Below are 13,229 nucleotides of genomic sequence, written 5' to 3'. Positions count from 1 at the left end.
GCCCTTTAGCTTCGGCCGTGTGAACACCGAATTTCTCTTGCTATGCCGCCGCGGCGTCGACCTCGTCGCCGAATTTCAGGGCTGCTCCGAAGACTCACTCCTCGAGGCCGGAGCCAGCCCCCTTCTGGCTGCCCAGCTCGCCCGCCTGCAACACGTCTACTTCGGCCGCACGTCCAATAGCCGCAAGCAGCGCCTCGCGCGCGACGCCGCCCGCAGCCGCGCCCATGACCTCGCCACGCTCGATAGCATCGAGTCCTATACCCGCCGCGTGCGAGATACCAACCGCGCCTGGGACCTGCGCTTAGAGCTCTGCCGCACCGAGGCCCGCCTCATCCCTTCTGTGGCCAAGAAGCTCCTCAAACAGCTCAATCCGCCCCGCCGCCCTGAGCCCGGCGTGCGCTATACCCGCCGCCCCGACGGACCCCACACCATCTCCATTACGGCTGATCCCACCGATATCGCCGATATCAAGGGCGTGCTCTCCTCCGTCAATAAAGACGATCCCCTCGCCGCCGCCAAGAAGGTCCTCCTCGAGGGCAACCCCGGCACGCTGCCGGCCGTGCACACCAACGTCATCCTCACCCTAGACCAGCTCGACCGCATCGTCGCCGCACCCTCCAATGCCACCGATATCACCCTCCAGCTCACCAACGGCGCCCGCATGACCGGCGCACAGTTGGTTGCCCGCGCTCTCGCCCAGCGCGGCTACGTCAGTCTTGTTCACCCCGAACACGGCCCGGTAAACCTGTATCGCACCGAGCGCATGGCCACATGGAAACAGCGCATGCTCGCCTCGGCCGAGCATCCCGTGTGCGCCTGGCCGGGGTGCAATACGCCTGCCGACGACGCCCAAGTCCACCACCTCACCGCGTGGTCCGCCGGCGGGCCCACCAACCAAGAAAATCTGGTCACCTTGTGCGCGCACCACAACGCCGTCAACCAAGATGATCCCTCGCGGTCCACAGAACGCGGCCGTATGGTGCGCGTAAATGGCCGCATCGCTTGGGTACCGCCGTGGAGCAATACCCCACGCTTCGTCCCCAGCCCCGCTAGGCCGCCAAGCCCCAACCACAACCTTTAACTGCGCCGGCAGATCACCAAGCCCCGGCCTAAAATCGCCCCGGCCGAGAGAACGAAAAAGCCGCCTCCCACGCGGGGGAAGCGGCTCATTCGGCATGCCTATGTACGAGGCTGCCTCAACTTAGAGCACGGTGGCCAAGTTACTTGGAGAGGGACTTGCCCACAGAGTGCAGGTCCTGGCAGGACTCGATGACGCGCTCGGACATGCCCTGCTCTGCCTTCTTCAGGTAGGAGCGTGGATCGTAGACCTTCTTGTTGCCAACCTCGCCGTCGATCTTGAATACGCCATCGTAGTTCTCCATCATGTGGCGAGCGATCGGGTTGGTGAAGGCGTACTGGGTATCGGTGTCTACGTTCATCTTGATGACACCATAGCGAAGTGCCTCTTCAATCTTTTCCTTCTCGGAGCCGGAGCCGCCGTGGAAGACGAAGTCGAATGCGTACTCGTCCTCACCCAGGCCGAGCTTCTTCTGTGCCACCTTCTGGCCCTCGAGCAGGACCTCGGGGCGCAGCTTCACGTTGCCTGGCTTGTAGACGCCGTGAACGTTGCCGAAAGTAGCGGCCAGCATGTAGCGGCCTTTCTCGCCGGTGCCTAGGGCATCGATGGTCTTCTCAAAGTCCTCTGGGGAGGTGTAGAGATTAGCGCCTGCCTTTGCCTGAACGCCGTCCTCTTCGCCGCCGACGACGCCGATTTCGGCCTCGAGGATGACGTGCGCGTTCTTAGCCTTTTCCAGCAGCTCCTGGGCGATGACCAGGTTCTCGTCGATGGGGATAGCGGAGCCGTCCCACATGTGGGATTGGAACAGCGGGTTCTCACCGCGGTCCACGCGCTCCTGGGAGATAGCCAGCAGCGGACGGACGTACTCATCGAGCACTTCCTTCTGGCAGTGGTCGGTGTGCAGCGCGATATTGACGCCGTAGTGCTTGGCGGCCTCGTGAGCGAATGCGGCCAATGCCTGAGCACCCTTGACCTTGTCCTTCAGTGCCAGACCGGAACCGAAAGCGGCACCACCGGTGGAGAACTGGATGATACCGTCGGACTCGGCCTCAGCAAAGCCCTTCAGAGCTGCGTTAATGGTCTCAGAAGAGGTGCAGTTGATAGCTGGGAACGCGAAGCCATTCTTCTTCGCGGTATCCAGCATCTCGTTATAGACCTCAGGGGTTGCAATTGGCATGAGTTTCCATCCTTAAAAGTGGGTTTGTGGTCAAACACGTTCCAGCACCCAAGTATGCCCGTTTCCCGGAAATTCTGCCGCAAAAACCGTGTGACATTTTCAACCCGGTCACTTCCGGGACCAATCCACTCCGACAAGCGTGGGCTATTTAGCCAAATATCGCGCCACGCGGGCGCAGGCCTCCATCAGCATCCAGCCGGAAAGCTGCACCGACAAATCGCGCTCGTCTACGCGAATGATGCCTACCTTCTCGCTCATGGTGCGCCGGCCGAAGCCGTAGTTATGCGGCAGGCGCGCATCGGAAAGCCAGTCGGATCCGAAAATCGGCAGACCATCAACCTCTAAGCGGTGCTCCCACACCGACTCGGCCGAGGCCATCACCATGCGCGCAGCCAGCTTCTTCGTCGCACGGTTGGCGGGGGAATCGCCGGGCAGGCGCACGGCGACGTCGGCAAGATAGCGCATCAAAATGCCCTTAAACAGACCACCGTCACCATCGCCGGTCTCCCAGTCCACTACGCCCGAAGGCGTAGCCATGCCCGAGGCCACGGTCTGCACCAAGCCCCGGATGCGGATGATGTAATCCATCATCTCGGAAGCCATCTCCGCTTCCTGCACGCTGTCGATCTGTTCCAAATCGCCCACGCCGGCCTTTTCCCGCAGCGCCAGCACGATTTCCAGGCACGCGCCGAGCACTACGCCCTGGCAGTAGGGGTGGATGTTTTTTACCACCTCAGGGCCGTCCATGCGCATGCGAACACCGTCCATGATGTAGCCGTCGTCGTCCAGCAGGTGGTCATAGATCCAGTCAACGATGTGGCGTGCTTCCTCAATGCGCCCCATGCGCGCGAGCATGATGGCACCCGGGCCGTTGGAGGGCACGTTCATGAAATTCTCGCCCAGGCGCCACGGCAGCACGCCAAGCGATTCATCGAGGCCTTCGTGGATATTGCGCTGCAGGGCCGCGAGGCGCTTGGGTGTCTTTGCCTTCTTCAGGCCCTCCACGCGGCCGAAAGCCAGGGCGAGCCAGGCCTTGTCGTCGTAGTACTTATTCTTGGTCAGCTGCGCGAGATTGCGGATGCGAATGCCGCGCAAGGTGTCATAGATGCGGTGGCGGCGCACCTTGGTGTTATTGCGCAGCGCCGCATCGACGAGGCAGTCCAGGTAGTGGGCCTGCCACCAGTAGTGCCAGTGGACAAAGAGCTTTTCCTTCGTGGTGGGCGGCCAGCTGACCACGGCAAGATTGGTGCGCGGCAGGCCCCATACGGAGTGCGCGTGGCGCTCATTGATGGCGGCCTCTGCGAGTTCGGCGCGGTGGGCCCACTTTTCTTCCACGGTTCCTCAATCACTCCAGTCGCACGGGTAGATATAGCTAGTGTAACGATCTTCCTACCAGGAATTGTCCAGATCGGCGTGCTGGCGGATCCAGGCGTGCATGGCAATGCCGGCCGCGACACCCGCGTTGATGGAGCGGGTGGAGCCAAATTGGGCGATGGAGCAGGTCATCACCGCGGCGTCCTGGGCCGCTTGCGTCACACCGGGGCCCTCTTGACCGAAAAGCAGCAGGCTGCGCTCCGGCAGCTCGGCCGTTTCCAGGGGCACGCAACCGGGGGTGTTATCAATGGCTACCACGGTAAGGCCTTCCTCGGCCGCCCAAGCAATAAGCTTTTCGACGCTCTCGTGGTGCATCAAGTGCTGGTACCTATCCGTGACCATTGCCCCGCGGCGATTCCACCGCCGCCGGCCGACGATGTGCACGGTATCGACGGCGAAGGCGTTGGCGGTGCGCACGACGGTGCCGATATTGGCGTCATTTTCAAAGTTCTCGATGGCGATGTGCAGGCTATGCCGGCGCTTATCGATGTCCTCTTTGATCGCCTCCCTGCTCCAGTAGCGGTAGGCATCGACGACGTTGCGACGGTCTCCTTCAGCAAGCAGCTCTGGGTCGTATTTCTCGGCCTCAGGCCCTCGCGGCAGCGGACCTTCCCAGGGGCCTACGCCATGGCGGCCCTCGTTCCACTCGGTCGGCCCCTTGGCCTGGTCGGCCGCGCTGTCTACGTTAGGCGAGGTCAAGGTCGCCCAGGCCCAGCAGGGAGCGGTACTCGAGGCCTTCTGCGGCGATGACGTCGCCGGCACCGGTCTCGCGGTCCACAACGGTCGCCACGCCAACGACCTCGGCGCCGGCCTCGCGCAGCGCAGCCACGGCGGTAAGCGGGGAGTTACCGGTAGTGGTGGTGTCTTCTACGACAAGAACCTTCTTGCCTTCTACGTCCGCGCCCTCGATGCGGCGCTGCATGCCGTGCTTCTTGGCCTCCTTACGTACGACGAAGGCGTCGATATCGCGGCCGTCGGCATGCATGATGGAGGTAGCAACCGGGTCGGCGCCGAGGGTTAGGCCACCGACGGCCGCGAAATCCCAATCTGCGGTCAGCTCGCGCAACAGGGCGCCGATGAGACGGGAGGCTTCGTGATGCAAGGTAGCGCGGCGGAGATCCACGTAGTAGTCAGCTTCCTTGCCCGAGGACAGCGTCACTTTACCGTGGACGACGGCCAGTTCCTTGACCAGTTCAGCGAGGCGGGCCTTCTTCTCGGCGTCCAGGTTTTGGGCGTGCGCGTTCTGGGCGTTGGTGGTGTGAGAATCCACAGTCATCTGCTCCTTGTCGTGGGTCGTGCGCGGCGGCTCGTGCGCGGTGGCAGGCCGCCAGTATTGGTCTCTAGGCTACTCTTCCCGGCGCGGGTCCGATTCCTCGGCCGCGCGACTATCGGCCCCGCGGGTATCAGCCGCGCTGGGGGCGGGCCCACTAGTGGAATCGTCGGAGGGGTCGTCGAAGATGGAGGCGGCGCGGAACTGCTGGCGGGGCAGGCGGGCGGTGTGGGAATCGGGTGTGGGGCGCTCGCGGCCATCGGCAATGGCGTCTACTTCGTCGCCGCCGAGGGCGCTGTGCTCGACCGGGCCGCGGGTTTCAGAGTAGGCCCGAGACGGCATCTGCAGCGGCTCTTCCGGCCGTTGGATGACGGGTCGCTCGAATTCGGGCGCGCCGGCCGCCGGCGCGCCGCCGACGGCCTCGACGATGGGCTGGGCGGGAATCTCGCGGGCTGGGTCCAATTCCTCGAGGCGCACCACATGGGTGGCCGAGGAACGCGGGGGGAGGACGCGGGCGGCGTCGGCAAGCAGGGCGAGAGGTGGAAGCATCGCGTCCCATTCCGCGGAGCGCGCCTGCTTCGTGGTCTGCGCCAGGACCCACTCCGTTTCCAGCCATAGTGCGGTAACGGCTTCGGGCATTCGCTGCAGGGCGACGTGGACGCGCTCATCCACCATGCGCTCGGTCACGGCACTATCCGAGGAATACACATCGAACCCTTCGATGGTCATGGCCAAAAGCAGGTCCTCGGAAGCCTTCGCGTCGTCGCGGTCGAAGCGGCGAAAGTCCACCACCATGTCGGAGGCCGCACCGGTGCGCATAGCCATGACGTTGACGCCATCGATATCCATCAACAGCATCTCGTGGCCGTACACGTTGCCGGCGACAATGTCTTTGGGTGCCACGCCCGTGGAGGCCACTCCCCTGGTCCATTCGTCTACGAGGTAAGGGTCGGCCTTCATGAATTCAAATCCCTTGGCTTCCGCCCAATTGCGGCGCTCGCGGCGCATGGTTCCTGGCAGGATTGGCCGGTGGCGTGCGTGTGTCTTGGAAGGCGCTGGGTGCTCGCTTGTGGTCTCGTGGCTCGGCTGGGGATTGGGTTCGGGGGCTGGTTCGCCATCGGGTTCCGGGTCGGGTTCGCCGGTTGACTCAGGTTCTTGCTGGGGCGCGGGCTTGGGTGTGGGTTCCGGCTTGGGTTCTGGTGTGGGCGCGGAAACTGAAGCTGGGGTGGCCGGGTCAGCGGCAGGGGCGCGCTCGGGGGCGACGCTCGAGGCCGAATCGGCAGGCTCGGCCGGAGCAGCGTTTTCGGGTGCGGCGTCGGAGGACGCAGAGTCCGTCGGAGTGGCGTCTGCGGGGGCGGGATCCGCGGAGCTGGAGTCCGCGGAGCTGGGGTCCGCGGAGCTGGGATCCGCGTCGGCGGAGGGTGTAGGGGTGGAGGTGCGCTGTTTGCCGTCGTAAAGCAGCAGGGCACCGCCAGCAATGCCGAGAAGAACCGCGAGAGCAAGGATTAGAAAAGCCATCATCCCACGATAGTAGTAGGAAGGAGCAAGCCCTCAGCGCTCGGCGCGCGGACGCGGGAGGCTGAGGGCGAAGGCGAGGGGCGGGTTGGGGCGATTAGCCGTTGACGGTGAAGCGGTCGCCGCGCTCGACAGGGTTGTGGGGGTTGGCGGACCACTGGGACCAGCCGCCGACATAGTGGCGCAGGCCAGCGAACCCGGCGTCTTCCATGGCGGCAAGGGCGAGGGCGGAGTGGTTGCCGGAACCGGAGTAGATGATGGCGCCTTGGACGTTGTCGGGGGTGAGGCCGGCGTCGAAAAGCACTTCGCGGATTTCGCCCGCGGACTTCCAAGTGCGCAGGCCATCGTTGTGGAACAGGCGCTCCGGCACATTGACGGCGCCGGGGATGTGGCCGGCCTTGAGGTCGAGGTTCTCGCGGCGGCCGGCGAAGCGGTTGCGGGTGCGGGTATCGATGAGCAGACCGTCGTGATTGCGCACGTCATCGATGGTGGCCACGGGCATCTGGCCCGGGTTGACCTCGGCGGTGGCACCGACGGCGAAGTTGCCAGGGCCGGTCAGCGTGGTATAGCCCAGGTGGCGCCAATTGGCCAAGCCGCCGTCGAGGATGCGGACGTTGTCTAGACCAGCCCAGCGCAGGGTCCACCACGCGCGGCCGGCGAAAAGGCCACGGCCCTCGTCATAGACCACGACGGGACGGTCCTCACGGATTCCCCACTGGCGGAAGTGCTCCTGCAACTTATCCGGATCCGGCAGCGGGTTGCGGCCTACTTGGGAGCCGGGCAGGCCGGCGAAGGAATTGGCGGTATCGCTAAACAGTGCTGTCGGGATGTGCAGGGAGGTAAATTCGTTGTAGCTCTGGCGCAGCTGCGGCTGCCAGTGGGTGGCCAAGAGGGTGAAACGCTCGCCGTGATAAATAGATTCGCGGAGTTCTTGCGGGGAGACCAAAATGCTCATGCCCCCGAGTCTAGGGGCATGAGCAGGATTTGGCGCGGCGGGCGGTGGAAGGCCGATTAGCGGGCGGCGATGTCTAGCTCGGCGCCGCCATCGGCGACGTCCACGTGGACGGTGTCGCCGTCGACAATATCGCCGGCCAGCAGCTTCTTGGCGAGCTTGTCACCAATGGCCTGCTGGATGGTGCGGCGCAACGGGCGGGCGCCATAGGCCGGGTCGTAGCCACGCTCGGCCAACCAGGACTTGGCGGAATCCGAGACCTGCAGGGTCAGACGGCGGGCGTCGAGGCGCTCGGACAGGCCGTGCAGTTGGATGTCGACGATGCCACGCAGGAGTTCCTCAGAAAGGGGCTCGAACATGACCACATCATCGAGGCGGTTGATGAATTCGGGCTTGAAGGCCTTCTTCACCGCATCCATGGTCTCCTCGCGGGTGCCGCCGGCGCCCAGGTTGGAGGTCAGGATGATGACGGTATTGCGGAAGTCGACGGTGCGTCCTTGGCCGTCGGTAAGCCGGCCTTCATCCAGAACCTGCAGGAGGACGTCGAAGACGTCGGGGTGGGCCTTTTCTACCTCGTCGAAAAGCACGAGCGTGTAGGGGCGGCGGCGCACGGCCTCGGTGAGCTGGCCGCCAGCCTCGTGCCCGACGTATCCCGGAGGGGCACCGACGAGGCGGGAAACAGAGTGCTTCTCGCCGTACTCGGACATATCGATGCGCACCATGGCAGATTCATCGTCGAAGAGGAAGTCTGCCAATGCCTTCGCCAGCTCGGTCTTGCCCACACCGGTGGGGCCGAGGAAGAGGAAGGAACCAGTCGGGCGGTTGGGGTCGGCCACGCCCGCACGGGAGCGGCGCACTGCGTCCGATACGGCAGTGACGGCTTCCTTCTGGCCGACCACGCGGTTGCCCAGCACGGATTCCATGTTGAGCAGCTTCTCGGTCTCGCCCTGCAACATCTTGCCGGCCGGGATGCCGGTCCAGGCGGAAACGACCTCCGCGATGGTGTCCGGGCTTACCTCCTCATCGAGCATCGTATTGCGCTGTTCGGTGGCCTTGACCTCCGCGGCCGCGAGATCCTTTTCCAGCGGTGGAATCTTGCCGTAGTTGATCTCAGAGGCCAGTGCGAGGTCGCCGTCGCGCTCGGCGATTTCGGCTTGGCGGCGCAGGTCATCGAGTTCTTCCTTGATGTTTTGGACATCGTCGATGGCCTTCTTCTCGTTGGCCCAGCGGGCCTTGAGCTCGCCGAGCTTCTCGCGCTGGTCCGCGAGCTCGCCTTGCAGGGCGGCTAGGCGATCCTGGGAGGCGGCGTCAGATTCCTTCTTCAGCGCCAGCTCTTCGATCTCCATGCGGCGAACGATGCGCTCAAGCTCGTCGATTTCCTGCGGGGAGGAGTCGATCTCCATGCGCAGGCGGGAGCCTGCCTCATCGACGAGGTCGATGGCCTTATCCGGCAGGAAGCGGTTGGTGATGTAGCGGTTGGAAAGCTCGGCGGCCGATACCAGCGCGGAGTCCATGATGCGCACGCCGTGATGTACCTCGTAGCGCTCCTTCAAGCCACGCAGGATACCGATCGTGTCCTCCACGGAAGGCTCGGCAGCATAGACCTGTTGGAAGCGGCGCTCGAGGGCGGCGTCCTTTTCGATGTACTTGCGGTACTCGTCCAGGGTGGTGGCGCCAACCAAGCGTAGCTCGCCGCGGGCCAGCATGGGCTTAATCATGTTGCCGGCGTCCATGGAGCCGTCGCCAGTAGCGCCGGCACCGACGATGGTGTGCAGCTCATCGATGAAGGTGATGATCTCGCCCTCGGAGGATTTAATCTCATCGAGCACGGCCTTAAGGCGCTCCTCGAATTCACCGCGGTACTTAGCACCGGCGACCATGGATCCAAGATCCAGGCTGATGAGGGTCTTGCCCTTAAGGGACTCGGGGACGTCGCCAGCCACGATACGGCGGGCTAGGCCTTCCACGATGGCGGTCTTGCCCACGCCGGGCTCGCCGATGAGCACTGGGTTATTCTTCGTACGGCGACTGAGCACCTGGACCACGCGGCGGATTTCCTGATCGCGGCCGATGACCGGGTCGATCTTGCCCTCGCGGGCGCGTGCGGTGAGGTCCGTGGCGTACTTTTCTAGGGCCTGGAACTGGTCCTCCGGGTTCTCAGAGGTCACCTTGGCGGCACCGCGCACGGAGGGGAAGGCGCCCTTGATGGCGTCATAAGTAGCACCACGGCCGGTAAGCAGCTCAGCAGCGTCGGTCTTGGAGCCCGCGATGGCGGCGAGGAGAACCTCGGTGGAGACAAATTCATCGCCTAGCTCCCCGGCCAGCTCCTGCGACTTGGTCAGGACGTTGAGGCCGTCGCGGTTAAATTGCGGGTTGGCCATATTGGCGCCCTCGGCCTTGGGATAAGAATCAACAAGCTCGCGGGCTTCCTTGAGCACGGTATCCGGGTCTACGCCGGTGGCCTTAAGAACCGGGGCGGCAATTCCGCCTTCTTGGCTAAGAATGGCTGCCAGCAGGTGGGCCGGGCGGATATCCGGATTGCCATTGGACGAGGCGGTTTGCAGGGCGTCCTGCAAAGCCTCTTGTGTTTTAGTGGTGGGGTTAAATGAGTTCATGTGTGCGTTGCTCCTTCTAAGTTTTATTCACCCACTGTAGGGCTTCACTTAGCACAACGCACCCAGAGTTGAGCCTATTCCACTCAACTTAAATATTTTTAAGCGTAATCCGCTCAACTTTACGCAGGGTTTTTAAACCTGCTTGTACTCCTCGTTTTCGTGGCCCAGAATCTGCAAGCTGTGGGCGGTAGCGAAGAAGGATACGGTCACTACCTGAACAAAAAGCGCCCACTTGAGATCTTCATTAAAGGTCTTGAAATCGCCGATACTGCACAGATGGGCAATGCCATTGGCGCCGGCCCATACAGCCAAGGTGCTGATATAAACTAGGTGGTCGGTGGGGGTAATTCCCATCTCGATGACAAACTTGCGGAGCAGGTCCATCATGATGGCAAAGTTCTTGGCCATACCCTCATGCGAGCTACCATCACCATTGTGCGGAACAATGGAACCGCTGGCCAGCGCAATAATGGAGCTGAAGCGCTCTGGGTACATCATCGCGTAGTTAAAGTAGGCGGCAGCAACAATCTGCAGGCGGTCTACGGTGGGGGTATCTTCTGGAAGCACGGCGAGACAGTCCTCGAAGTCCTTCGCCATCTCTGCGGCGGTGAGGGTTTCTGCAACCTCACGCAGCGCGAAGTCATTGTCGACGATGGTGGTCAGGAAGTCTTTGGAGGTACCAAGTTTTTCGGCCACGTGGTCAAAGAAGCGGCGGTCGACACCGCGGCGACCAGCCACGCGCAGCGCGGCCTCAATAATGACCTTCTTGGCTTCCTCAGGATCCATCTGCTCGAGGTTATCCGGGACAACGAAGGGTTTTTCACGCTCGCTGCCCATGACTTTTTCTACGATGCCACGAGCATCGTTCATAATGGGGCGGCGTTGCGGGATCTGCTTATTCTTAAACCAATATTGCAGGGCATCAATCACGAGGCGTTCCACCCGCTTCAGATTAGCGGCGCGAATAACGGCGTGCTGCAGGCGCAAGATGCCCACCACACTCAAGTGCCCCATGCCATGAATAACCGACCAGAGCGCCAAAGTGATGCGGCCGATTTCCAGAGGCGAGATATCTCCATCTGCCGCTACGACGGCACCCTGTTCTTCAGCAAAGCGCTTGACGACGTCCAGCGCCATGTCCGCACCCGGCGTGCCCGACTTTTCCCCCTTGGCAAATTGGCAGACCCGCTCCTCATCCATGGCATCGTACCGCTCGAAGAGGTAGTGGTAGATACTAGGCTCGTCCTGTGCGTAGGCAAAGTAGGCCTCGGCCAACTGCATGAGGACATCGCCGCCGGAATTACCCTCCGGCAGGTGACGCGCCGCTTCCACCATGTATTCAGACATGCGGCAATCCAAAAAATCTGGGAGTGCCGCAAGCATGTCAGCACCGCTGGTAAATTCCGCGGAAACCGCCTCCGGCGAGAGGCCAGCCTGGTCCGCCACAGAGTCCACGGTAACAGCCTGCTCGCCTGCGGAGCCCGCTATATAAACAGCGGCTTCCAGGATAATCGCCCGACTGGAAGCCGCATCCAACTGGTACATCTAGTTCCTCATCATTCCTGAGATTGATACCCACTGATTCTAACAAATTTTAAGGTTTAGGGATGGCCCCAATCGATTACCCTTTTCAAGTATGTAGCCCCTCACCAATGTTGACGGTGGTGGCGGGGCCGATAGGCCATGGTCACGGCCGCAGCCATGTCCACCCGCCTTGCACCGATGGAACATTTTCTTAGTTTTTGCGCGTCCTATCTCATAGTTTTTTAAGGTGGCGGTGTGAGGGAGGGGACGTCGGCAAGCGCGGCTATTCCTGCTTTTGTCCTACATGGCCGATGCCCTCCTGGAAGATGGTGCCGCGCGGCGGCATAAGGCGCATGGATTTAAAAGCAATGTAGACGCCGATGGAAATCGCCAGGGAAATGGCACCGAAAATGCCGGTGAATCCGTACATCACGGCCATAGGCGCGATGATGGTCCACGAGATTTCGAATGGGCCGAAACCAATGTAGGCCATGCCGTATTCAGATAGCGTGCCGGACTTAAGCTTGGGGTCCACAATCTTGAGGATGGCGATGCCGGTCGCCACGGTGGCGGTAGCCCAGCCCCAGCCAAAGATGCCGCGCTCAATCCAGCGCTCGCCAAAGAACTCGGCCGGGAACCACAGCAAGAAGAACGCGCAGAAGATGGTGCCCAGGACGAAGAGCAGGAGAAGTGCCTGCCAATAAGAGGCAATAGCGGCCGGGACGATGGCGGCCACACCGAAGGCAATGAGGTAGTCCGTGGCCGCACCAGAGACGGAGGAAATGGAGTCCTTATCCAGGTAGTCCTCTGCGCCGACGAAGTTCATAAGCGCACGGAAGATTAGGCCCACCACCATGGACATGGCAAAAAGCGGCACGGAGACATTCTCCCAGATGCTGCTCAGGCCCTGGTTGATCCCATAGGCGGTCATCACGGTCAAGATGATGAAGCCGAAGTGCAATGCGAGCGGTTCGATGGAGGAAGGGTTGGTGGTAGCGCGGCCGAGCGACGGGCGCTCATCGATGTTTTTGATATAGCCGCGGCGCAGCTCTTCCGGCAGCTCCTTGGGTACGTGGGAAACCTTGCCCTTGCGGATGCCCCAGTTACCGGCGACTACGCCGCCGATGATTGCGGCCAGCGTGCCGACGGTCGCGGAGGTAAAGCCGAGCGAAGACGCGGCATCAGCGCCTACGCCCTCGAGCGCACCACCCACGGCCGCGGCGGTACCGAAGCCGCCGGTGAAACCGACGGGCAGCATCATGCCGAACCAATTCGGGGTATCGAAAAGCGGCGCAAAAAGGAAAAGACCCAGCACGATGAACAGGCCCCACTGGCCGGTGAACATCATGGTGGAATAGCCCCACATATTGCGCGCGCCCTTGCCCATGTTGCCGCCCACTTCCATGGAGTAGGCCATAGACGCAAAGACCACCGCGATGAGGATGGAGGTGTAGTCGCCCAAGTTATCGGAGAAGTTGATCCAGCCCAGCACGTTTGGACCAACCAGTAGGCCGATGAGGCCGGCAGTGATCGGGGCAGGTAGCAGCAGGTCCTGGAAAATGAACTTCACCTGGTGACGCAGGACGTTGCCGATGACCATGAGCAAAGAAATCCAGCCCACATCCAGCATGAGCGTATAAGCGGAAAAATCTTCCATGGGGACCCTTTCTAACTGTGCAATTATGGCGGCTTGCCCCCGTTAGAGGGCAGGCGGATAGGGAATA

The 13,229-nt window shown here is 62.2% G+C and carries 10 protein-coding genes; 1 reads left to right on the top strand and 9 read right to left on the bottom strand.

The genetic code is table 11. The annotated features are described in order from the left end of the window. Positions 1–19: 19 nt before the first annotated feature. Complete coding sequence (locus LG376_RS05080; protein ID WP_225746366.1) at positions 20–1,081, top strand: HNH endonuclease signature motif containing protein; 1,062 nt, start codon at positions 20–22, stop codon at positions 1,079–1,081. A gap of 139 nt (positions 1,082–1,220) precedes the next feature. Here LG376_RS05080 and fbaA read toward each other — a convergent pair whose 3' ends face one another. The 9 genes from fbaA to LG376_RS05035 form a co-directional block, all read right to left on the bottom strand. Beyond that, on the bottom strand, positions 1,221–2,255 hold the full coding sequence (gene fbaA, locus LG376_RS05075) for a class II fructose-bisphosphate aldolase (RefSeq protein ID WP_049377132.1): 1,035 nt from the start codon (positions 2,253–2,255) through the stop codon (positions 1,221–1,223). Positions 2,256–2,399: 144 nt separating this feature from the next. After that, positions 2,400–3,590, bottom strand: coding sequence for a glycoside hydrolase family 76 protein (locus LG376_RS05070; protein WP_049377133.1), 1,191 nt, complete (start codon positions 3,588–3,590; stop codon positions 2,400–2,402). Positions 3,591–3,644: 54 nt separating this feature from the next. Continuing rightward, complete coding sequence (locus LG376_RS05065; RefSeq protein ID WP_225746365.1) at positions 3,645–4,328, bottom strand: TrmH family RNA methyltransferase; 684 nt, start codon at positions 4,326–4,328, stop codon at positions 3,645–3,647. Beyond that, positions 4,315–4,905 carry an orotate phosphoribosyltransferase gene (gene pyrE / locus LG376_RS05060; protein WP_049377135.1) on the bottom strand — a complete coding sequence of 197 codons (591 nt, stop codon included), beginning with the start codon at positions 4,903–4,905 and terminating at the stop codon, positions 4,315–4,317. The genes LG376_RS05065 and pyrE overlap by 14 nt, the downstream gene beginning before the upstream one ends. Positions 4,906–4,974: 69 nt before the next feature. Then, positions 4,975–6,420: a hypothetical protein gene (locus LG376_RS05055; RefSeq protein WP_225746364.1), complete on the bottom strand. Its 1,446-nt coding sequence runs from the start codon at positions 6,418–6,420 to the stop codon at positions 4,975–4,977. A gap of 91 nt (positions 6,421–6,511) precedes the next feature. Then, positions 6,512–7,369 (bottom strand): sulfurtransferase, encoded by an 858-nt coding sequence (locus LG376_RS05050; protein WP_225746363.1) that lies wholly within the window; start codon positions 7,367–7,369, stop codon positions 6,512–6,514. Between the two features lie 56 nt (positions 7,370–7,425). Then, a complete protein-coding gene (clpB, locus tag LG376_RS05045) occupies positions 7,426–9,981 on the bottom strand; it encodes an ATP-dependent chaperone ClpB (RefSeq protein ID WP_225746362.1) in 2,556 nt (851 codons plus the stop codon). A 132-nt stretch (positions 9,982–10,113) separates the two neighbouring features. Next, a complete protein-coding gene (locus tag LG376_RS05040; protein ID WP_225746361.1) occupies positions 10,114–11,526 on the bottom strand; it encodes a TetR/AcrR family transcriptional regulator in 1,413 nt (470 codons plus the stop codon). Between the two features lie 262 nt (positions 11,527–11,788). Then, a complete protein-coding gene (locus LG376_RS05035) occupies positions 11,789–13,162 on the bottom strand; it encodes a sodium/glutamate symporter (RefSeq protein WP_225746360.1) in 1,374 nt (457 codons plus the stop codon). Positions 13,163–13,229 lie beyond the last annotated feature (67 nt).

This window comes from Corynebacterium sp. Marseille-P4611, assembly GCF_916618765.1.
GTDB classification, from domain to species: domain Bacteria; phylum Actinomycetota; class Actinomycetes; order Mycobacteriales; family Mycobacteriaceae; genus Corynebacterium; species Corynebacterium marquesiae.
The sequence above is the reverse complement of the archived record's forward strand: the minus strand, read 5'-3'. Positions and strand labels throughout refer to the sequence as shown.

Coding starts and splice junctions, on each gene's coding strand:
- fbaA (WP_049377132.1), bottom strand. CDS start 2,255: ATGCCAATTGCAACCCCTGAGGTCTATAACGAGATGCTGGATACCGCG.
- pyrE (WP_049377135.1), bottom strand. CDS start 4,905: ATGACTGTGGATTCTCACACCACCAACGCCCAGAACGCGCACGCCCAA.
- LG376_RS05055 (WP_225746364.1), bottom strand. CDS start 6,420: ATGATGGCTTTTCTAATCCTTGCTCTCGCGGTTCTTCTCGGCATTGCT.
- LG376_RS05050 (WP_225746363.1), bottom strand. CDS start 7,369: ATGAGCATTTTGGTCTCCCCGCAAGAACTCCGCGAATCTATTTATCAC.
- clpB (WP_225746362.1), bottom strand. CDS start 9,981: ATGAACTCATTTAACCCCACCACTAAAACACAAGAGGCTTTGCAGGAC.
- LG376_RS05040 (WP_225746361.1), bottom strand. CDS start 11,526: ATGTACCAGTTGGATGCGGCTTCCAGTCGGGCGATTATCCTGGAAGCC.
- LG376_RS05035 (WP_225746360.1), bottom strand. CDS start 13,162: ATGGAAGATTTTTCCGCTTATACGCTCATGCTGGATGTGGGCTGGATT.